The following is a 20181-nucleotide window of genomic DNA, read 5'->3' as shown; positions in this document are numbered from 1 at the left end:
GCTGAGTCTTGCCTTCGGGCGTCCGGCGGAGAGCAACGGTGCGGTCCCGACGGAACCCACGTTCGCCGGACAAACTCCGACAGACTACCAGGCGCTCTCCAGCGTGTCCCGGCTCCTCCTGTGGTACACGCAGTCGGGACCGACCGCCGCAGGTGCCACGGCCGGTGCCGACCGCCACGGGTGCGCCGCCGCACGTGCTGGCGATACCATCGACTCGCCGCGCAGTGCGCGCGGACACTCAGGCACCTCACCACGGACTCGGTGCCGCACACATCGATCGAGAGGCCCCGCCATGTCGAAGCCCATGCCCGAGAAGCCCACCGTCGACGGACTCGAGCAGGTCTGGGGTCCGGTCTGGGAGCAGGACGGCACCTACCGGTTCGACCGCGACAGCGCGACCAAGGACGCGGTGTACTCGATCGACACACCGCCGCCGACCGCCTCCGGTTCGCTGCACATCGGCCACGTGTTCTCGTACACGCACACCGACCTCAAGGCCCGGTACGAGCGGATGCGCGGCAAGCACGTCTTCTACCCGATGGGCTGGGACGACAACGGACTGCCGACCGAGCGTCGGGTGCAGAACTACTACGGCGTCCGCTGCGACCCGCAGCTCCCCTACGACCCCGCGTTCGTCCCGCCGTTCGAGGGCGGCGACAACAAGTCGTCGAAGGCCGCCGACCAGCTGCCGATCTCGCGCCGCAACTTCATCGAGCTGTGCGAGCGGCTGACCGTCCAGGACGAGCAGCAGTTCGAGCACCTGTTCCGCACCCTGGGCCTGTCGGTCGACTGGACGCAGTCGTACCGGACGATCGACGACACGTCGCGTGCGAGTGCCCAGCGCGCCTTCCTCCGCAACCTCGAGCGCGGCGAAGCCTACCAGGCCGACGCCCCGACGCTCTGGGACGTCACCTTCCGCACCGCGGTCGCGCAGGCCGAGCTCGAGGACAAGGAGATGCCCGGCGCATACCACGGCCTGGCCTTCCACCGCACCGACGGCGGCGAGGACGTCGTGATCCAGACCACCCGCCCGGAGCTGCTCCCCGCGTGCGTCGCCCTCGTCGCACACCCGGACGACGAGCGCTTCCAGGACCTGTTCGGCAAGACCGTCCGCTCCCCCCTGTTCGACGTCGAGGTCCCGGTGCTCGCACACCACCTCGCGCAGCAGGACAAGGGCGCCGGCATCGCGATGGTCTGCACCTTCGGCGACACCACCGACGTCGTGTGGTGGCGCGAGCTGCAGCTGCCGAACCGCGCGATCATCGGCTTCGACGGTCGCGTCCGCTCCGACGAGCCCACCTGGATCGAGAGCGCCCGCGGCAAGGAGCTCTACGCCGAGATGGCCGGCAAGACGGTGTTCTCCGCCAAGAAGGTCCTCGTCGACGCCCTCACCGAGTCCGGTGAGCTGGTCGGCGACGTCAAGACCATCAACCACCCGGTGAAGTTCTTCGAGAAGGGCGACAAGCCGCTCGAGATCGTCTCCACCCGCCAGTGGTACATCGTGAACGGCGCGCGCGACGAGCAGCTCAAGACCACGCTCCGCCAGCGCGGCGAGGAGATCGCGTTCCACCCGGACTTCATGCGGGTCCGCTACGACAACTGGGTCGGCGGCCTGTCCGGTGACTGGCTCATCTCGCGCCAGCGCTTCTTCGGCGTGCCGCTGCCGGTCTGGTACCCGCTCGACGCGGACGGCAACCCGGTCTACGACCAGCCGATCGTGCCGACCGAGGCGCAGCTGCCGGTGGACCCCGCGTCCGAGCCGGCTCCCGGCTACGACGAGTCGCAGCGCGGCGTCGCCGGTGGGTTCCAGGGCGAGCTCGACGTCATGGACACCTGGGCGACCTCGTCGCTGACCCCGCAGCTCGCCGGCAAGTGGGAGACCGACCCGGCGCTGTACGACCTGGTGTTCCCGTACGACGTCCGCCCCCAGGCGCAGGACATCATCCGCACGTGGCTGTTCACGACCGTGCTGCGCAGCCAGCTCGAGGCCGACGTCGCTCCGTGGAAGCACGCCAGCATCTCGGGCTTCATCGTCGACCCGGACCGCAAGAAGATGTCGAAGTCGAAGGGCAACGTCGTCACGCCGCTGTCGATCCTCGAGCAGCACGGCGCGGACGCGGTCCGGTACTGGGCGGCCTCGTCGAAGCTCGGCACGGACGCGGCGTTCGACCCGCAGAACCCGAAGCAGATCAAGGTCGGCCGTCGTCTGGCGATCAAGGTGCTCAACGCGGCGAAGTTCGTCTACGGCTTCCCCCTGCCCGAGGGTGCCACGAGCGTCACCGAGGCGCTCGACGTCGACATGCTCGCCGAGCTCGGCGCGGTCGTCGACCAGGCCACCGCGGCCTTCGACGGCTTCGACCACGCCCGTGCCCTCGAGGTCACCGAGCGCTTCTTCTGGACCTTCTGCGACGACTACCTCGAGCTCGTGAAGGAGCGTGCCTACGGCACGGCGTCCGACGCGACGCACGAGACGCAGGCGAGCGCCGTCCTGGCGCTCCGCGCCGCGATCGACGCGCTGCTCCGGCTGCTCGCACCGTTCCTGCCGTTCGCGACGGAAGAGGTGTGGGCCTGGACCCACGAGACCAGCGTGCACCGATCCTCCTGGCCGACGCGGGCCGAGCTGCCCACCCAGGCCGAGCCGACGGGGCTGCTGGGTGCGGTCGGGCAGGCGCTCATCGGGATCCGGGGGGCGAAGACCGCCGCCAAGGCGTCCCAGAAGACGCCCGTGACGCGCGCCGTCGTCGCGGCGCCGGCCGAGCAGCGGGCACTCATCGAGCGCGCGGCGGTCGACCTGGCGGCCGTCGGCCGCATCGAGAACCTGTCGTTCACCGACGGCGACGAGCTCGCCGTCACCGAGATCGAGCTCGCCGAGCAGCAGGCGTAGCGTCGGCTCCCCGGGCCGGTCACGTCGTCGACGCGGCCGGCCCCGCTCCGGTCGCGTCGTGCCGATGCGGCCGGTCCACACCGGACTGGAGGCACGGATGCAGTTGGGCACACGCTGGAACGTGGGTGGGCAGCCACCCGAGCGACTCCCCGAGGCGATGGTCGTCGCCGTGCGCGGGGTCGAGGACGAGCTCGCCGCCGCGTCCGTCGACGCGTCGTCGTGGCGGTGGACGCTCACGTTCCTCGAGGGCAAGCCGGTCGTCGAGCTCGACGACGGCACGTCGATCCGGCTCGACCCCGCCGGCCACGCGCAGGTGACCGACCCGGACGACGCCCCGGAAGAGGACTAGCCGCCGCACGATCGGCATCGGCATCGACATCGACATCGATGGAGCAGAAGTCGTCGGGTGCCGTCCCCGCACCCGACCGTTCTTGCTCCACCGAGGGTCGGACGCCGCGGCGTAGAGTGAGAACCGTCGTTCCCGACGCAGGGCCGGGAGCGCTGGAACAGGGATGGGGATGGTCATGCCCACCACCGTCGACCCGGGCACCCGGGACCGCATCGTCGACGTTGCCGACGAGCTGTTCTACGCGCGCGGCATCCAGTCGGTCGGGATGGACGAGATCCGCACCGGGGCCGGGGTCTCGCTGAAGAAGCTCTACGCGGCCTTCCCCGGCAAGGACCAGCTCGTCGCCGCGGTGCTCAGCAGCCGACACGACCTCTGGGAGCGGGGCGTCCGCGGTGCCGTCGACGCCGGGACCACCCCGCGCGACAAGCTCCTCGCCGTCTACGACTTCCTCGAGGACTGGTTCGGCGACGCGACCTTCCGGGGCTGCGGCTTCATCAACGCGTTCGGCGAACTCGGGGCGACCTCCCCCGCAGTGGCCGAGATCGCACGCGCCCACAAGGCGTCCTTCCAGCGGTACATCGCGGACCTGGCGGCGACGGTCGTGGCGGACCGGGACGCGGCAGAGTCCCTCGCCGCCCAGCTCGCGCTCCTCGCCGAGGGAGCGCAGACGACCGCGGCGATCTCGGGCGAGACGACGCCGGCCGTGCACGCGCGCAGCGCGGCCGCCGTGCTGGTCGACGTAGCGACACGCTGACGGTCCGCGCGTGGCGGGCGCGCCACGATCCTCCAGGCTGCCCGTCGGGTGGGCGGTCCGTAGGGTGGGGCCATGGCCAACCCGTTCGACGCACCGAGCACCCTCCCCTACGCCCTCCCGCCGTTCGACGACGTCCGGCTCGAGCACTTCCGTCCGGCGTTCGACACCGGCATCGCCGAGCAGCGCGCCGAGGTCGAGGCGATCGCCACCGACCCGGCGCCGCCGACGTTCGAGAACACCCTGGTGGCACTCGAGCGCTCCGGCCAGCTGCTGACCCGCGTCAGCCACGTGTTCTTCACGCTGTCATCCGCCGACTCGACGCCGGAGCTGCACGACCTCGAGGCCGAGGTCGCCCCGCTCCTCGCCGCGCACCGGGACGCGATCACGCTCGACTCCCGCCTGTACGCGCGGGTCGACGCGGTGCGGTCCGCACTCGGCGACCGCTCGGACCTGACCGACGAGGACCGTCGCCTGGTCGAGCGGGTGCACACGGAGATGACCCTCGCCGGCGCGGGGCTGGACGACGCCGGCAAGGAACGACTGACGGCGATCAACCAGGAGCTGTCCACCCTGACGACGACCTTCGAGCGCAACCTGCTCGAGGACACGAACGACCTCGCGGTGCACGTCACCGAGGAGCGCGAGCTCGACGGGCTCGACGACGGCGCGAAGTCGGCCGCCGCGGGCGCCGCGTCCGACCGTGGGCTGGACGGCTGGCTCGTGACGCTGCCGCTCTACACGGGCCACCCGTGGCTCGCGTCGCTGACCGACCGCGGGCTCCGCGAGCGGATCATGCGCGCGTCGCTCTCGCGCGGCCGCCGCGGCAACGAGCACGACAACCGCGACGTGCTGCTCCGCATCGTCCGGCTCCGCGCCGAGCGTGCCGAGCTGCTCGGGTTCCCGAACCACGCGGCGGTCGTCACGGCGGACGAGACCGCACGGACGCCCGAGGCCGTCGAGGGGCTGCTGTCCTCGCTCGTGCCCGCCGCGGCGGCCAACGCCGAGGACGAGCGCGCCGTCCGCTCCCGCACCGTCGGCTTCGAGGTCGAGGCGTGGGACTGGGCGTACGCCACCGAGGTCCTGCGCGGCGAGCAGTTCGCCGCCGACAGCTCCGCGCTCCGCCCCTACCTGGAGGCCGACCGGGTCCTGCACGACGGGGTGTTCCACGCCGCCGGTGCCCTGTACGGCCTGACCTTCACCGAGCGCCCCGACCTGCACGGGTACAACGACGAGGTCCGCGTCTTCGAGGTGCGCTCCGAGGACGGCGCAGAGGTCGGCCTCTACCTGCTCGACCTCTACACGCGGGACGGCAAGCGCGGCGGCGCGTGGATGAACCCCGTCGTGGAGCAGTCGCACCTGCTCGGCACGCTTCCGGTCGTCGTGAACAACCTCAACGTGGCGAAGCCCGCACCGGGGTCCCCGACGCTCCTGATCCAGGACGAGGTCGAGACGCTCTTCCACGAGTTCGGGCACGCGCTGCACGGCCTGATCGCCCGGACGACCTACCCGCGGTTCTCGGGGACGAACGTCGAGCGGGACTTCGTGGAGTTCCCCTCGCAGGTCAACGAGATGTGGGTGACCTGGCCGTCCGTGCTCGCGAACTACGCCAAGCACCACGAGACCGGGGAGCCGCTGCCGCCGGAACTCGTCCTCGGCCTGAGCGATTCGGCCGGCTTCAACGAGGGCTTCGGCACGACCGAGTACCTCGCCGCGGCACTGCTCGACCAGGCGTGGCACCGGCTGTCGGCTGAGGAGGCCGCCGCGGTCACGTCCGTCGAGGACTTCGAGCGGGACGCCCTCGCGGCCGCCGGGATCGACGTCGCCGCCGTCCCGCCGCGGTACTCGTCGACGTACTTCGCGCACACGTTCTCGGGCGGGTACGACGCCGGGTACTACGGCTACATCTGGTCCGAGGTGCTCGACGCCGACACCGTGGAGTGGTTCCGCGAGCACGGCGGGCTCTCCCGGACAGCCGGGGAGCGCTTCGCGACGATGGTGCTCGGCGTCGGCGGGGCGCAGGACCCGCTCGAGGCCTACCGCGCGTTCCGGGGTCGCGACGCCGAGGTCGGGCCGCTGCTGCGCCGCCGCGGGCTGGAGTAGCGCCGCCGCGGGCTGGAGTAGCGGCGCCGCGGGGCGGGCGGGGCGGCGCCGCGCGGCGCCGTCGAACCACGAACCCGACATCGAACCAGCCGCCGACCCTGGTTCGATGTCGGGAGTGTGGTTCGACGCGACGACGACCCCGACCCCACGCCGACCCCGCACACCCCACCCGCCCCCGCACACGACGACGGCCCGGTCCCCGAGGGGACCGGGCCGTCGTGCGACGCGACCTACGCGGACTTCTCGACGCGCTTGGCCCGCGGCCGCGGCACGATCGTCGGCGCAGCGTTCTCGAGCACGGACTCGCGGGTGATGACGACCCGGGCGACGTCGTCGTCCGAGGGCACGTCGAACATGACCGGCCCGAGCACCTCCTCGAGGATGGCGCGGAGCCCGCGGGCACCGGTCTGCCGCAGGACGGCGAGGTCGGCGATCGCCTCGAGCGCCCCGCGGTCGAACTCGAGCTCGACCCCATCGATCTGGAACATCCGCTGGTACTGCTTCACGAGGGCGTTCTTCGGCTCGGTCAGGATCTGCATGAGCGCCGACTGGTCGAGCTGCGACACCGTGGTCACGACGGGCAGACGCCCGATGAACTCGGGGATGAGCCCGAACTTGTGCAGGTCCTCCGGCAGGACGTCGGCGAACAGGTCCTGCTGGTCGAGCGGGCTGTGCAGCGGGGCGCCGAAGCCGATCCCCCGCTTGCCGACCCGGGACGACACGATGTCCTCGAGCCCGGCGAACGCCCCCGCCACGATGAACAGGACGTTCGTCGTGTCGATCTGGATGAACTCCTGGTGCGGGTGCTTCCGACCGCCCTGCGGCGGGACCGAGGCCGTGGTGCCCTCGAGGATCTTGAGCAGGGCCTGCTGGACGCCCTCGCCCGAGACGTCGCGCGTGATCGAGGGGTTCTCGGCCTTGCGCGCGATCTTGTCGACCTCGTCGATGTAGATGATCCCGGTCTCGGCGCGCTTGACGTCGTAGTCCGCGGCCTGGATGAGCTTGAGCAGGATGTTCTCGACGTCCTCGCCCACGTAGCCGGCCTCGGTCAGCGCGGTGGCGTCGGCGACGGCGAACGGCACGTTGAGGCGCTTCGCCAGGGTCTGCGCGAGGTAGGTCTTGCCGCACCCGGTCGGGCCGATGAGCAGGATGTTCGACTTCGCGATCTCGACGTCGTCGCGGTCTTCCGCCGCGGTGATCTGCCCCTGCGCCCGGATGCGCTTGTAGTGGTTGTAGACGGCCACGGCCAGCGCGCGCTTCGCGGGGTCCTGCCCGATGACGTACTCCTGCAGGAAGTCGAAGATCTCGCGCGGCTTCGGGAGCTCGAAGTCCCCGCTCGTGGTGTCCTCGCCCGCCTCGGCCAGACGCTCCTCGATGATCTCGTTGCAGAGCTCGACGCACTCGTCACAGATGTAGACGCCCGGCCCGGCGATGAGCTGCTGGACCTGCTTCTGGCTCTTGCCGCAGAAGGAGCACTTCAGCAGGTCGGCGCTCTCTCCGATGCGTGCCATGGCGGTGCCCTCCCTGGTTGACCTCCGCGCGGGTGACCCGCCCGGTGTGACCGAGCCTAACCGCATCCGGCGACACCCACCGCGACGCCGTCCGGCCTGTCCCGCGGCGTTCGCCCACGGCGTCGTCTCCTGGTACCGTTGCACCGCTGCTCTACAAGTTGTAGAAACCGGAAGGACCCCATGACCAAGCGCCTCGCCCTCGTCGGCACCGCCACCCTCGGCGTGACCGCCGCGATCGTCCTCGGCACGGCGGCCGCCGCCAGCGCCCACGTCGAGGCCGACGCGACCTCCACCGCGGCGAACTCCTACACCACGGCGACCTTCTCCGTGCCGCACGGCTGCGACGGCTCCCCCACCACGAAGCTCGAGTTCCAGGTGCCGAAGTCCGTCATCGAGGTCACGCCGACGGTCAACCCGAACTGGACGATCACCAAGACGACCGAGCCGTACACGAGCGGGGCGTCGAGCAGCAGCGACGAAGACGAGGCCGGCGCCGTCCGCGTCACGAGCGTCACCTACACCGCGAAGACCCCGCTCCCCGCGGACGAACGCGACACCTTCTCGCTGTCGTTCTCGCTCCCCGACGGCAAGCCCGGCGACCGCGTGTCCTTCCCGGTCGTGCAGACCTGCGAGCAGGGCACGACCGACTGGGACCAGGTGCAGCAGACCGGCAAGGCCGAGCCGGAGCACCCCGCCCCGTCGATCGTCCTGACCGCCGCGACCGCCACGAGCGGTGACGACGACGACGCCCCCGCCACCACGGCCGCCGCGTCGACGAGCACCGCCGCCCAGCCCGACCTGGTCGGTCGCTTCCTCGGCCTCGGCGGCCTGGTCGTCGGCGCCGTCGGCCTGGTCGTCGCGGTCGCGGCCACCCGCCGCCGGGACGCCGCGAAGTGACCCGTCCGACGCCGGGCCGTCGGTCCGCCCCGGGTCAGCGGTCGGCCGGGAGGATCGTGGCCGCGTCCGCCGCGGCCCTCGCGATCGCGGGCGGTGCGGTCCTCGGGCTCGCCGCCCCCGCCAGCGCGCACAACTACCTGGTGTCGTCGACGCCACAGGTCGGTGGAACGCTCACCGCGCTCCCAGACCGGTTCGACATCACCACGAACGACCGGCTGCTCGAGATCGGCGGCTCGGACTCCGGCTTCGCGTTCCGGGTCGTCGGGCCGGACGGCCGGTACTACGAGGACGGCTGCGTCACGGTGGACGGGCCGTCGATGACCACGAAGGCCGCCCTCGGGAAGTCCGGGAAGTACGCGGTCGAGTGGCAGATCGTCTCCGCGGACGGCCACACCGTGTCCGACCGGTACGACTTCACGTGGGACGCCCCCGCGGGCTTCTCCCGCGCGGCCGGCACGACCGACCCGCCGGTCTGCGCCACCGACCGGGCGAGCGCGGGGTCCGGCGCGGACGAGTCCGGCACCGCGACCAGCGCGGGCGACTCGACGGCGACCGACGCGCTGTGGATCGGCGTCGGCGGGGTCGTGCTCGTCGGCCTGGTCGTCGCGGTCCTGCTGCTCCTGCGACGCCGCCCGGCCCCGACCGCCGACACGCACGACGACGAGGACTGACCCGCAACACGACGACGGCCCCGCGACACGACGACGGCCCCGCACCGGAGGGTGCGGGGCCGTCGTCGTGCTGGTGCTACTTGACGAGCGCCGGCAGGTTCTTGCGGCTCGTGAGGACCTGGTCGATCAGGCCGTACTCGAGTGCCTCTTCGGCGGACATGATCTTGTCGCGCTCGATGTCGTTGTTGACCTGCTCCGGCGTGCGGTTCGAGTGCTTCGACAGCGTCTCCTCGAGCCAGGTGCGCATGCGGAGGATCTCCGCCGCCTGGATCTCGATGTCCGACGCCTGACCGCCACCCTGCTGGGTCGCCGGCTGGTGGATCAGCACGCGGGCGTTCGGGAGCGCCAGACGCTTGCCCGGGGTACCGGCAGCGAGGAGCACCGACGCGGCCGAGGCCGCCTGGCCCAGGCACACGGTCTGGATCTGCGGACGGATGTACTGCATCGTGTCGTAGATCGCCGTCATCGCGGTGAACGAGCCACCGGGCGAGTTGATGTACATCACGATGTCGCGGTCCGGGTCCATCGACTCGAGCACGAGCAGCTGGGCCATGACGTCGTCGGCGGACGCGTCGTCCACCTGCACGCCGAGGAACACGATGCGGTCCTCGAACAGCTTCGCGTACGGGTCCTGGCGCTTGAAGCCGTAGGCCGTGCGCTCCTCGAAGCTGGGGAGGATGTAGCGATCGGACGGAGCCGGGACGTTCTGCGCGCCACCGAGCATGGGGAGGTGCATTCTCGTTTCCTTCTCTTCGGTGGTGGTCAGTGGGACTCGGGCTCGGCAGCCGCGGTCGGCGTCTCGCCGTCGCCCACGGTTCCGCCGCCGCCGACGACCTCGTTCGAGGACGCACGGAGGTGGTCGACGAAGCCGTACTCCAGGGCTTCCTGCGCCGTGAACCAGTTGTCGCGGTCGTTGTCCTTGAGGATCTGCTCGATCGACTTGCCGGTCTGCTCGGCCGTGAGCTCCGCCATCCGCTGCTTCATGTCGAGGATGACCTTGGCCTGCGTCTGGATGTCGGCAGCGGTGCCGCCGAAGCCACCGGACGGCTGGTGCAGGAGCACGCGCGCGTTCGGGGTGATGTAGCGCTTGCCCGGGGTGCCCGAGGAGAGCAGGAACTGCCCCATCGAGGCGGCGAGGCCGATGCCCACGGTGACGATGTCGTTCGGCACGAACTGCATCGTGTCGTAGATCGCCATGCCCGCGGTGATCGAGCCACCGGGCGAGTTGATGTAGAGGTAGATGTCCTTCTCAGGGTCCTCGGCGGCGAGCATCAGCAGCTTCGCTGCGATCTCGTTCGAGTTCTCGTCGCGGACCTCAGAGCCGAGCCACACGATCCGGTCTCTCAGAAGGCGGTCAAAAACACTGGGGTTCAGTGTCGCTTCGGCCATGGAAAAGCTCCCGTTCAGTTGTCGCTTGATGTCGAACTTATCGGGTGCAACGCGGCTGTTCGCGTCTGTTCGCTCTGGGCGGTCGGGCCGGCCCGCCAACGGACAGGAGGCGCGGTGCCAGCTGGCACCGCGCCTCCTGTTGCGGAGGGTGGTCGCGGACTACTCCGCGTCCTCCGACGGGGTCTGCGCGACGCCCGCCGTGAAGGCGGAGAGGTCGACGTCGCCGCCGTTGGAGTCCTTGACGGTCACCTTCGACAGGACGGTCGCGACCGCCTTCGAGCGGGCGACCTCGCCGACCATGCCCGGGATCTGACCGTTCTGGTCGATCACCTTGATGAACTCGGCGGGCTCCATGCCGTACTGCGCCGCAGCCTGGATGAGGTACTGGGTCAGTTCCTCCTGGGAGACCTGGATCTCCTCCTTCTCGGCGATCGCGTCGAGCAGGATCTGCGAACGGAAGGCCTTCTCGCTGGACTCGGAGACCTCCTTGCGGTGCTCCTCGTCCTCGAGGCGGTTCTCCTGCTCGAGGTGACGGTGCACCTCGTCCTCGATGAGCTGCTCCGAGATCGGGATGTCGACGTCCTCGATGAGCTTCTCGACGAGCTTGTCGCGCGCAGCAGCACCCTGGCCGAAGGTCTTCGACTTGGCGATCTGCTCCTTGAGGTCCGCCTTGAGCTCGTCGATGGTGTCGAACTGGCTGGCGATCTGGGCGAACTCGTCGTCGGCCTCGGGGAGCTCGCGCTCCTTGACGGCGGTGACGGTGACGGCGATCTGGGCGGTCTCGCCCTCGCGGTCGCCACCGACCAGCGTCGACTCGAAGGTCGTCGACTCGCCGGCGGTCAGGGACTCGAGCGCCTCGTCGATGCCCTCGAGCAGGTCGCCCGAGCCGATCTCGTAGGAGACGCCGGTGGCCGAGTCGACCTCGTCGTCACCGATGGTGGCGGTCAGGTCGATCTGGGCGAAGTCGCCGGTCTTGGCCGGACGATCGACCGTCACGAGCGTGCCGAAGCGGGTGCGCAGGTTCTGCAGCTCCTCCTCGACCTCGTCGTCGGAGACCTCGACCGCGTCGACCGTCAGCTCGTACTCGTCGTACTTCGGCAGGTCGAACTCGGGGCGGACGTCCACCTCGAAGGTGAGGACGAGGTCGCCCGTGAAGTCCTTCACGTTGGGGAGCTCGGCGACGTCGGCCTCGGCGCGGCCGAGGATGCGCAGCTCCTGCTCCTCCACCGCCTGGCGGTAGAAGGTGTCGATCGCGTCGCCGACGGCGTGGTTCAGGACCTCGCCGCGGCCGACACGCTGGTCGACGATCGCCGGCGGGACCTTGCCCTTGCGGAAGCCGGGGATGTTGATCTGCTCGGCGATGTGCTTGTACGCGTGGTCGATGCTCGGCTTGAGATCTTCCGGCGTCACGTTCACGGTGAGCTTGACGCGGGTGTCGCTCACCTTGTCGACGGTGCTGGTGGCCAAGGGATGTACTCCTGTTGGTTGACGTTCGTGTGGACCTGGTCGGGGCGACAGGATTTGAACCTGCGACCTCCCGCTCCCAAAGCGGGCGCTCTACCAAGCTGAGCTACGCCCCGTGACTGGGCCAGGGTGGCCGCGCACGCCCGAGGGCACGCACGACCGCGACGAGTCTAGCGGTCCGCCGGTGACTGGTTCCCGGGCGGCGTGCCGCGCTGTGGAGGAGCCGGGTCGGCCGCCCGACGGAGGCCCTGCCGCCAGCGGACCCCGACGGCCACCTGCACCGCTCCCGCGCCCAGGACGAGCAGGAGTCCGACGACGATCCGCCACACGTGCAGGAGCGCGTGCCACGGCTGGGCCTGCGGGTCGCCGAAGACCTCCGGCCGGAGCGAGAACACCACGGCGGCGAGGGCCAGCAGCACGAACGACACCACCCGCGAGCGGCGGATCCGCCGGGTGTCGCCCGGGTCGGGCTGCGGCAACACGTTCGATGGCATGTCGGGGGTCGTTCGTCCGCTACGATGGTGGCGCTGCGCAACCAGTGCTGCAGCGCGGGGATGTAGCTCAATGGTAGAGCCCCAGTCTTCCAAACTGGCCACGCGGGTTCGATTCCCGTCATCCCCTCCGTGTCATCAGCGCTCCGCGCGGTCGTCAGTTGCTCGTTCTGAGGCCGGTGGGCGGTGCGCCAGGGGTGCTGCTCAGGGGGCGCCGAGCGTCAGGGTGAGGTGCACGGTGTCGCCGAGGCCGACCCCCGCCCGGGTCCGCTCCGCGTTCCGCAGCGGCACGAGGTACCCGCCGTCCTTCGGGAACAGCGACGTCGTCCACCGCACCCGCCCGATCGCGACGCCCGCCGGGACGACGCCCCAGCCGTAGGTCAGCTCGAACGCGAGCTCGTGGACGAGGTCGGCGACGTCGTCGGGCACCACCGCGTACACGTACGGCGCCGGACCGCGCCACTCGATCACCTCTGCCTCGAACGTGAGCTCCACGCGGGCATCGTAGGTCTCAAGCGGTCGTCTTCGTCAGGCCGTGCTCCGTCTTCTCCCAGTAGTGCGGCCGGGTGATGAGTTGCCAAAGGCCCTTGTACGCGGCGACGGAGTGCAGGATCCAGTACAGCGGGTTGAGGAGCGCCCACCCCATCAGGTCGAAGCGTCCCCGCTTGTACGGCCCCATCATGGTCAGGTAGATCATCGTCGCGTTGCCGAGCAGGAAGTCGAGCACGCACAGCCAGAGCACGGGCGCGGGGAACATCGGGGACGTCCACCCCGCCGGCAGCACGAGCGTCGCGGTCGTCACCACGACGCCGGGCAGCATGCCGAGGAAGGTGAGCGGTGTGCCGGCGATGAGCAGGGCGAACGCAGCGGCACGGCGTGGGCCGATCTCGCCGACGAGTGCACGGGGACGCCGGGCGTGCACGAGGGCGGTCTGCATGTAGCCCTTGATCCAGCGGGAGCGCTGCCGGACGAAGTTCGGGATCGAGGTGTTCGCCTCCTCCATCGTCGTGGAGTTCACCACGGCGACGCGGTACCCGACGGCCGAGGCCCGGATGCCGAGGTCGGCGTCCTCGGTGACGTTGTACGGGTCCCACCCGCCGAGTTCGCGGAGCAGGTCGGTGCGGAAGTGGTTCGACGTGCCACCGAGCGGGATCGGCAGCTCCCGGGCGTCGAGCCCGGCGAGCATGTAGTCGAACCAGTACGAGTACTCGAGCGTGAACATCCGGGTGAGCGCGTTCTCGTCGGCGTTGAAGTAGCTCAGGGCAGCCTGCACGCACACGGTGTCGTCGCCGGCGCGGTCGAAGGTCAGGAACACCTTCTTGAGCTGGTCCGGGTCGGGTCGGTCCTCGGCGTCGTAGATGACGACGTACTCCCCCTGGGCGATGGCGAGCCCGACGTTGCAGGCGCGCGGCTTCGTCTGCGGCGAGCCCGGCGGCACGATGACGATGCGCATCCACTCCGGAGGATCGGCGTCGACGACCGCCTCGCGCGTGGCGTGGTCCTCGGCCTCGACGAGCACGAGGACCTCGAGCCGGTCCTTCGGCCAGTCCAGGACCTCGAGGTTGCGGACGAGGGCGTGCACGATGTTCGCCTCGCGGAAGACGGGCACGAGGACGGTGTAGGTCGGCAGCGCGTCGTCGTCGAGCGCGGCGACGTCGTCGACGGAGACCTGCTCGACGAGGTCGAAGCGCGCTCCGACCATCGACACCCAGAACTTGAACACGATGCCGGCCAGGAACCCGATCGACAGGACGGCGGTCGCGATCGCGACGGTGGTGCCCGGCACCGCGACGAGACACGCAGCGAACACGAGCACCGCGAGCGCGCCGCCGACCTGTTGACCGCGCGACAGGACGGTGCGGGCGGAGAGGGCCGGGTTCGTCCGGGCGAGACCGTGGGCGGCGAGGTCGGCGACCTCCTCCTCGAGCTCGTACGCGATGCGCTGCCGCACGGCGGCCTCGGTGGCGCTGCGGAGCACGACCGGCTCCCCGAACTCCTCGGCCAGTGCTGCGCGCAGCACGTCCGGATCGGACCGACCGCTCGTGAGGACGACCACGCCCTCCCGGATGCGGGCCGAGGCGACCCAGCCCTCCTCGACGTGGCGTCGGACGGAGCAGCGGTGTCGCGGGCGCCAATCGACCTCGTGGCCGCGGTGCCGGCCCTGTGGGACGGGGACGAGTGCGGGTGGGACGCTGTGCGGGACCTCGGGAGCGGACTCGGCGACGGTCACCCGGACACCGCCGCCACGAGTGCGTGCATCCACTCCACGACCACCTCGCGCTGGGAGGAAGCTGCCCACGCGAGCGGCACCTGCAGCACCGCGAGCACGACGACGAGTGCGCCGGTCAGCCGGCTCTGGACCGGCGGCAGGATCGCGATCGCGACACTGAGCATCGTCACGAACACGTTGCCCGCCGCAGCGATCGGGACGAGACCGATCGCGTAGCCGCCGATGATCCCGACGAAGAGCGCGACGACGAGGGCGATCGCACCCGGTCGACCGACGAGCAGGGCCAGGGTCGCGCCGGCGACGACCATCGCGATCAGGAGCAGCCCGTCAGCGGTGGCGAACAGGTGGTGCAGCCCGGCCAACCGCTGCGGCGAGACGTCGATCGTGCCGCGGATCGCAGCGAAGGGATCGTGGAGCACCATCCAGTCGAGCACGGCGGTGGAGAGCGCGACCGCGACGCTGGGGAACACGAGGACGAGCACGTTCGCCCGACGGATGCCACGCTGGTCGTGCCGCGCCAGGTCGAGCACGGGGGCGGCGAGCGCTGCGATGCCGACGTAGACGAACCCCATCGGGTCGAGCAGCGTGGAGAGCATGAGCGCGAGGCCGGCGCGGAAGCCCGCTTGCGTGTCGCCCCACGCGAAGAACCGGACCATGTCGACGACCGCGACGGCGAAGAGCGCGATGCCGAGGAACGCCTGCAGGTCGTTCAGCGCGACGAACGCGTACAGCGGGTTCGCGCCGAGGGCGACCGTGAAGGCCACGACCTCGCGCATCCGCAGCCCCCGGCGGAGCATGTCCTGGGCGAGCACCTGGAGCAGGACCCCGGCGGCGACGGCCCCGAGCACCGCCGCACCCTGGACTCCGAACGGCATGAACCGGAGCAGGACCCCGGACAGCAGGGGGTAGAGCTGCCCGATCGCCTGCACGACCCCGCCGTCGAGTGCTGCGGTCGCCCGGTCGAGCGTCACCTGGTTGCCCGTCAGCCCGAGGAGCGGCGTCGGCGTGGCGCGGGCCGCCACCAGCGCGAGGACGACGTACGGCGCCGCGAACGCGGCGCGGAACGACCAACGGACCGCCTGCCGCGGCAGCGGCCGCAGGGTCGCGGCGGCGGGCGCGAGCGCGGCGGACGCGAGCCCGGCGGACGCGAGCCCGGCGGGCGCCTGGACAGCGCGGGCGAGCGTGACGGTCATGCGGCTCCTTCGGGTGAAGCACGCAGGGGTGTCCTGCACCGACCATTCCACCCCGCGCTCCGCGGACACGACAGCCCACGAACGGGGTACAGACTCGTCCCCCGTGATGCCGACACGGCGCGACGGACGCGCCCCGCGCCTCCAGGCCGGAGCCGGGGAGCGCGGGGCGCGGGCCGCCGTGCGGAGGCGAGGTCAGCGGTACGACGCGGCCTGCCCGTAGAGCACCTGCGTGAACGACGACACGTACGGCGAGACGTCGCCGTCGGGCAGGTTGTACGTCATGAAGACGCCGTAGCCGTCAGCCTTCGTCCGCTGGGCCAGGGACACCGCCGTCGACTGCGGGGTGTTCTGGATGTCGACCGCTGCCGCCGACAGCCGCGACTTCCCGAGCCCGGGGATCGACGGCGCCGAGTACGTGCCGTAGTAGGGGTTCCAGGCGTAGTCGAGCTGCGACCCGATCGCCGGGCTCGACGAGGACAGCGCGTCGGACGCCGGGCCGATGTCGTAGAACGAGACGAGCTTGCCGGGCATGTCGGCGCGCAGGGCGCTGATGAGCCAACCGATGGACTGCTGGTTCGGCTGCGGGGTGCCGTTCGTGCCGTAGTCGGAGTACTCGTCGTCGAGGTCGACGCCGTCGAGCCCGTACTTCGCGACGGTCGCGGACACCTGGGCGGCGAAGTCCTCCGCGGCGGCCTGCGTCGGGAAGTTCGCGATGCCGGCGCCCTGGTGGTTGCCGAGGATCGACAGCGAGACCTTGATGCCCTTCGCCTGCAGCGGCCGGATCTGGGTCGCGGCGTCGTCGAGCGTGCGCTGCACGTTCTCGTTGTCGTACAGGACGGCCTTCGACCCGTCCCAGTTGATGTTCGCGGCGAAGATGATCGCCACGTCGAACGCGTTCGCGCCGTCGGCGAGTGTGTAACGGCCGACGTTCGCGAGCTGGTCGTTGTTGACCTCGACGTAGGCGATGCTCGTCGGCCCGTCCTTCGTCGGGGCGGCGTGCGGCTGCTTGCCGTGCCCGACCCCGCGGGATGCCCCGACACCGTGGGACAGGCCGGTGGGCGACGGTGCGGCGGACGCGGCCGCCGGGACCATCGGGACGGCGAGCGCCGCGGCGAGCGCCGCGACGATCCCGAGCTTCGTTGAGTGCTTCATCTCGTTCCTCCTCGAACTGGTGGGACTGCGACCGCTGGTGGGACTGCGACCGCTGGTGGGACTGCGAGCGGTGGTCAGGCGCGCGCGAACCGGACGGTGCGCACCTCGTAGGCGTCGACGGCGAACCCGGACGGGTCGATCGCCGCGAGTGGTTCCTCGAGCAGCGTCACCTCGGTCGGGTCGCCGAAGGGTCCGTCCACGGCGATGCCGCCGGTCCCCCGGCGCCCAGCGGGCTCGTACACGCGGACGACCAGGTCGCCCGAGCGGTCGTCGGCGAGCTTGACGCTCGACAGGACGACGTCGCCGGAGACCCGCACGAGCGGCGCGAAGCCGTGCCCGCCGGTCACCGTGCGGGCGCCGGCGTTCATCACGACGCCGGCCGCCGTCGCCCCGAGCTGGTCGGTCCCGACGACGAGGCCGTAGCGGTGCGTCTGCACGCCCTGATCGGTCTCCGGGTCCGGGAACCGCGGTGCGCGCAGCAGCGAGAGCCGGACGGTCGTGGTGACGTGGCCCTCGACGGCGTCGCGGGTGGTGTCGAAGCCGTGGATCGAGTCGTTGACCAGGGCCACCCCGAAGCCGGGCTCCTCGACGAGGACGTAGCGGTGCATCGAGGTCTCGAACTTCGCGGCCTCCCACGACGTGTTCGTGTGCGTCACGCGCTTCTGCGCGCCGAACTGCGTCTCGGCGACGGTGTGCTCGGCGCGGACGTCGAGCGGGAACGCCACCTTGAGGAACTTCTCGGTCTCGTGCCAGTCGGTGACCTGGTCGAACTCGAGCGTCCGGGAGCCGGGCGCCAGGACGATCTCCTGCGTCACGGTCGAGTCGCCGAACGCCCGCTCGACGACCACCCGGGCGGCACCGGTGTCGTCGACTGCGGCGCGCAGCCCGGTGACGTCGGTCAGGTCCTCGACGCGGTTGCGGTAGTAGCGGTCGACGTCCCACGCGTCCCACATGTTCGGGAAGTCCTGGTGCAGCTGCAGCAGGTTCGCGACGCGGCCGGGCGCGATCGCGTCGCGCCCGGTCGACAGGTCGACCGCGCTCGTGACGAGTCCGCGCGCGTCGACGACGACCCGCACCAGTTCGTTGGCGAGCACCCACCCGCCCTCCCGCTCGGTCAACGACACCGGGGTCGCCGCCGGCACGTCGGCCGCGGTGGTCGCCCCCAGCGCGGGTGCGCCGGCCTGGAGGAACGGGGCCGGGTTGACGACGACCGGTACGTCACCCGGACCGGCGAGCGCCGCCAGCGCGCACTCGGTGATCGCGGTCAGCGCGGCGGCCGTCTCGGCGTACTTCGCCACCGCCTCGCGGTGCACCCAGGCGATCGAGGTGCCGGGCAGGATGTCGTGGAACTGCTGCAGCAGGACCTGCTGCCAGAGGGCGTCGAGTTCGTCGTACGGGTACGCGAAATCGGTGCGGGCCGCCGCGGTCGTCGCCCAGAGCTCGGCCTCGAGCAGCAGCTGCTCGCACCGGCGGTTGCCCTGCTTCGTCCGGTGCTGGCTGGTCAAGGTCGCCCGGTGCAGCTCGAGGTACAGCTCCCCCACCCACACGGGCGGGTCCACGAGCTCGGACTTCGCCCGGTCGAAGAACGCGTCCGGGTGCTCCCACCGGACCTTCGCGCTGCCCTCGAGGTCGGCGAGCCGCGCGGCCGTGCCGGTCATCTCTCGCGTGGTGCCGCCGCCACCGTCGCCCCACCCGACGGGGGCGATCGAGCCGGAGGCCAGGCGGTTCTCGCGGAACTGCCGGGAGGCCTTCGCGATCTCCTCGCCGGAGAGCCGCGAGTTGTACGTGTCCATCGACGGGAAGTGCGAGAACACGCGCGAGCCGTCGATGCCCTCCCAGAGGAACGTGTGGTGCGGGAACTTGTTCACCTGGTTCCACGAGATCTTCTGCGTGAAGAACCACTCGAACCCGGCACGGCGCATGAGCTGCGGCAGGGCCGGCGAGTACCCGAAACTGTCCGGCAGCCAGACGCCCTTCGGACGGATCCCGAACTCGCGCTCGAAGAACCGCTGCCCCTGGGAGAACTGCCGCACGATGCTCTCGCCCGTCGGCATCACGGTGTCCGACTCGACCCACATCCCGCCGAGGGGCAGGAACCGTCCGGCGGCCACGGCGTCCCGGACCCGGGCGTACACCTCGGGGCGGTGCTCCTTGATCCAGGCGTACTGCTGCGCGCTGGACATGCCGTACAGGAAGTCGTCGGTCTGGTCGATGAGCTCGGTCATCGTCGACGTGGTCCTGGCGACCTTGCGGATCGTCTCGCGCACCGGCCAGAGCCATGCGGAGTCGATGTGCGCGTGGCCGATCGCCGAGACGGTGTGCGCGGACGCCTCGGCCGGGGCGGCGAGGACGTCGACCAGGGCTGCCCGGGCGTCCGCGGCGGTCTCGGCGATGCGCTGCAGGTCGAGGCGGTCCAGGGCGTCGTCGAGCGCCTGCAGGATCCGCATCCGCCGCGGCCCGTCGGGGAGCTGGGCCTGGAGTTCGAGCAGCACCTCGAGGTCGAGCGACAGCTCGTGCACCTCGGACGCGAACACCGCGAGGTCCATCCGGCGGCTCGTGTAGAGGCGCTTCGACGACGAGGTCTGCACGTCGCCCTCCTGCGTCGGCAGGAAGGGGTGGTAGTCGAGCAGGACGGGGTTCGACGCCGCCTCGACGAACAGCTCGACCGTCTCCCCGCCCTCGGCGCGCTCGGTGACGAGCACCCACTGGTTCCGGGGGTTGATCGACTTCACCGGGGTCCCGTCGGCGCGGTACACGAGCCCCTCGCACTGGAAGCCCGGCATGTTCTTGTCGAAGCCGAGGTCGACGACCGCCTCGACACGCTGCCCGGCGTACGCCGCCGGCACGGTCCCGGTCAGGCGGAACCAGGTCGTCCCCCACGCGGCGCCCCACGGCGTCCCGACCTCGTACGGCGTCCAGTCGAGCGCGAGCCCCTCGGCGGGCGGGACCGGCTCCCCCGGCAGCTCGTGCCAGGCGACCTCGAGCGGGACCGACGTGGCGTGCACGGCCGGCAGGATGCGCTCGTCGAGGACCCGTCGGGCGCGTCCGGTGGTGAGGGGGATGTCGTCGTGCATGGGGTCCTTCCGGGTGGAGCGG

16 protein-coding genes and 2 tRNA genes are annotated in these 20181 nt (G+C 71.0%); 7 read left to right on the top strand and 11 right to left on the bottom strand.

The annotated features are described in order from the left end of the window. The first annotated feature begins 292 nt into the window (after nucleotides 1-292). From valS to DEU32_RS01770, 4 genes are all read left to right on the top strand, one after another. A complete protein-coding gene (valS, locus tag DEU32_RS01785; protein WP_258554749.1) occupies nucleotides 293-2884 on the top strand; it encodes a valine--tRNA ligase in 2592 nt (863 codons plus the stop codon). A gap of 97 nt (nucleotides 2885-2981) precedes the next feature. Continuing rightward, entirely contained in the window at nucleotides 2982-3233 is a 252-nt protein-coding gene (locus tag DEU32_RS01780; RefSeq protein ID WP_114849195.1) for a hypothetical protein, read from the top strand. Between the two features lie 175 nt (nucleotides 3234-3408). After that, a complete protein-coding gene (locus DEU32_RS01775) occupies nucleotides 3409-3987 on the top strand; it encodes a TetR/AcrR family transcriptional regulator (RefSeq protein WP_254631544.1) in 579 nt (192 codons plus the stop codon). 72 nt (nucleotides 3988-4059) lie between these two features. Next, entirely contained in the window at nucleotides 4060-6087 is a 2028-nt protein-coding gene (locus tag DEU32_RS01770; protein ID WP_114849062.1) for a M3 family metallopeptidase, read from the top strand. A 230-nt stretch (nucleotides 6088-6317) separates the two neighbouring features. Here DEU32_RS01770 and clpX read toward each other — a convergent pair whose 3' ends face one another. Then, a complete protein-coding gene (gene clpX, locus DEU32_RS01765; RefSeq protein WP_058742935.1) occupies nucleotides 6318-7598 on the bottom strand; it encodes an ATP-dependent Clp protease ATP-binding subunit ClpX in 1281 nt (426 codons plus the stop codon). A 180-nt stretch (nucleotides 7599-7778) separates the two neighbouring features. On the opposite strand from clpX, the gene DEU32_RS01760 reads away from it, so the two are divergent. Both DEU32_RS01760 and DEU32_RS01755 read left to right on the top strand, forming a co-directional pair. Further along, the gene (locus DEU32_RS01760) at nucleotides 7779-8495 is read left to right on the top strand and encodes a YcnI family protein (protein ID WP_058742934.1); all 717 of its coding nucleotides are present in this window, start codon (nucleotides 7779-7781) and stop codon (nucleotides 8493-8495) included. Between the two features lie 56 nt (nucleotides 8496-8551). Next, complete coding sequence (locus DEU32_RS01755; protein ID WP_181819159.1) at nucleotides 8552-9166, top strand: copper resistance CopC family protein; 615 nt, start codon at nucleotides 8552-8554, stop codon at nucleotides 9164-9166. Between the two features lie 76 nt (nucleotides 9167-9242). On the opposite strand, the gene DEU32_RS01750 is transcribed toward DEU32_RS01755, so the two are convergent. From DEU32_RS01750 to DEU32_RS01730, 5 genes are all read right to left on the bottom strand, one after another. Further along, nucleotides 9243-9902 (bottom strand): ATP-dependent Clp protease proteolytic subunit, encoded by a 660-nt coding sequence (locus DEU32_RS01750; protein WP_058728413.1) that lies wholly within the window; start codon nucleotides 9900-9902, stop codon nucleotides 9243-9245. A gap of 26 nt (nucleotides 9903-9928) precedes the next feature. Next, nucleotides 9929-10555 carry an ATP-dependent Clp protease proteolytic subunit gene (locus DEU32_RS01745; RefSeq protein WP_058742932.1) on the bottom strand — a complete coding sequence of 209 codons (627 nt, stop codon included), beginning with the start codon at nucleotides 10553-10555 and terminating at the stop codon, nucleotides 9929-9931. A gap of 159 nt (nucleotides 10556-10714) precedes the next feature. After that, a complete protein-coding gene (gene tig / locus DEU32_RS01740; RefSeq protein WP_058742931.1) occupies nucleotides 10715-12022 on the bottom strand; it encodes a trigger factor in 1308 nt (435 codons plus the stop codon). A 36-nt stretch (nucleotides 12023-12058) separates the two neighbouring features. Next, a tRNA-Pro gene (locus DEU32_RS01735) sits at nucleotides 12059-12135 on the bottom strand. Between the two features lie 54 nt (nucleotides 12136-12189). Further along, entirely contained in the window at nucleotides 12190-12513 is a 324-nt protein-coding gene (locus DEU32_RS01730; RefSeq protein WP_114849060.1) for a hypothetical protein, read from the bottom strand. A gap of 56 nt (nucleotides 12514-12569) precedes the next feature. On the opposite strand from DEU32_RS01730, the gene DEU32_RS01725 reads away from it, so the two are divergent. Then, nucleotides 12570-12640, top strand: a tRNA-Gly gene (locus DEU32_RS01725). A gap of 74 nt (nucleotides 12641-12714) precedes the next feature. Here DEU32_RS01725 and DEU32_RS01720 read toward each other — a convergent pair. The 5 genes from DEU32_RS01720 to DEU32_RS01700 form a co-directional block, all read right to left on the bottom strand. Next, entirely contained in the window at nucleotides 12715-13005 is a 291-nt protein-coding gene (locus tag DEU32_RS01720) for a DUF1905 domain-containing protein (RefSeq protein WP_114849059.1), read from the bottom strand. Between the two features lie 16 nt (nucleotides 13006-13021). Beyond that, nucleotides 13022-14740, bottom strand: coding sequence for a glycosyltransferase (locus tag DEU32_RS01715; protein ID WP_220152759.1), 1719 nt, complete (start codon nucleotides 14738-14740; stop codon nucleotides 13022-13024). Beyond that, nucleotides 14737-15933, bottom strand: coding sequence for a hypothetical protein (locus DEU32_RS01710; RefSeq protein ID WP_114849057.1), 1197 nt, complete (start codon nucleotides 15931-15933; stop codon nucleotides 14737-14739). Before DEU32_RS01710 ends, DEU32_RS01715 begins: the two co-directional genes overlap by 4 nt. A gap of 192 nt (nucleotides 15934-16125) precedes the next feature. Beyond that, a complete protein-coding gene (locus DEU32_RS01705; RefSeq protein ID WP_114849056.1) occupies nucleotides 16126-17085 on the bottom strand; it encodes an endo-beta-N-acetylglucosaminidase H in 960 nt (319 codons plus the stop codon). A gap of 74 nt (nucleotides 17086-17159) precedes the next feature. Next, complete coding sequence (locus DEU32_RS01700) at nucleotides 17160-20159, bottom strand: glycoside hydrolase family 38 C-terminal domain-containing protein (protein ID WP_114849055.1); 3000 nt, start codon at nucleotides 20157-20159, stop codon at nucleotides 17160-17162. Nucleotides 20160-20181: the final 22 nt, after the last annotated feature.

Origin of the sequence: Curtobacterium sp. AG1037 (assembly GCF_003349855.1) — a bacterium.
GTDB classification, from domain to species: domain Bacteria; phylum Actinomycetota; class Actinomycetes; order Actinomycetales; family Microbacteriaceae; genus Curtobacterium; species Curtobacterium citreum.
The sequence above is the reverse complement of the archived record's forward strand: the minus strand, read 5'-3'. Positions and strand labels throughout refer to the sequence as shown.

What these genes read in the sequence shown, in the direction of transcription:
- valS (WP_258554749.1), top strand. Translation starts at nt 293, where the DNA reads ATGTCGAAGCCCATGCCCGAGAAGCCCACCGTCGACGGACTCGAGCAG.
- DEU32_RS01780 (WP_114849195.1), top strand. Translation starts at nt 2,982, where the DNA reads ATGCAGTTGGGCACACGCTGGAACGTGGGTGGGCAGCCACCCGAGCGA.
- DEU32_RS01775 (WP_254631544.1), top strand. Translation starts at nt 3,409, where the DNA reads ATGCCCACCACCGTCGACCCGGGCACCCGGGACCGCATCGTCGACGTT.
- DEU32_RS01770 (WP_114849062.1), top strand. Translation starts at nt 4,060, where the DNA reads ATGGCCAACCCGTTCGACGCACCGAGCACCCTCCCCTACGCCCTCCCG.
- clpX (WP_058742935.1), bottom strand. Translation starts at nt 7,598, where the DNA reads ATGGCACGCATCGGAGAGAGCGCCGACCTGCTGAAGTGCTCCTTCTGC.
- DEU32_RS01760 (WP_058742934.1), top strand. Translation starts at nt 7,779, where the DNA reads ATGACCAAGCGCCTCGCCCTCGTCGGCACCGCCACCCTCGGCGTGACC.
- DEU32_RS01750 (WP_058728413.1), bottom strand. Translation starts at nt 9,902, where the DNA reads ATGCACCTCCCCATGCTCGGTGGCGCGCAGAACGTCCCGGCTCCGTCC.
- DEU32_RS01745 (WP_058742932.1), bottom strand. Translation starts at nt 10,555, where the DNA reads ATGGCCGAAGCGACACTGAACCCCAGTGTTTTTGACCGCCTTCTGAGA.
- DEU32_RS01730 (WP_114849060.1), bottom strand. Translation starts at nt 12,513, where the DNA reads ATGCCATCGAACGTGTTGCCGCAGCCCGACCCGGGCGACACCCGGCGG.
- DEU32_RS01710 (WP_114849057.1), bottom strand. Translation starts at nt 15,933, where the DNA reads ATGACCGTCACGCTCGCCCGCGCTGTCCAGGCGCCCGCCGGGCTCGCG.
- DEU32_RS01705 (WP_114849056.1), bottom strand. Translation starts at nt 17,085, where the DNA reads ATGAAGCACTCAACGAAGCTCGGGATCGTCGCGGCGCTCGCCGCGGCG.
- DEU32_RS01700 (WP_114849055.1), bottom strand. Translation starts at nt 20,159, where the DNA reads ATGCACGACGACATCCCCCTCACCACCGGACGCGCCCGACGGGTCCTC.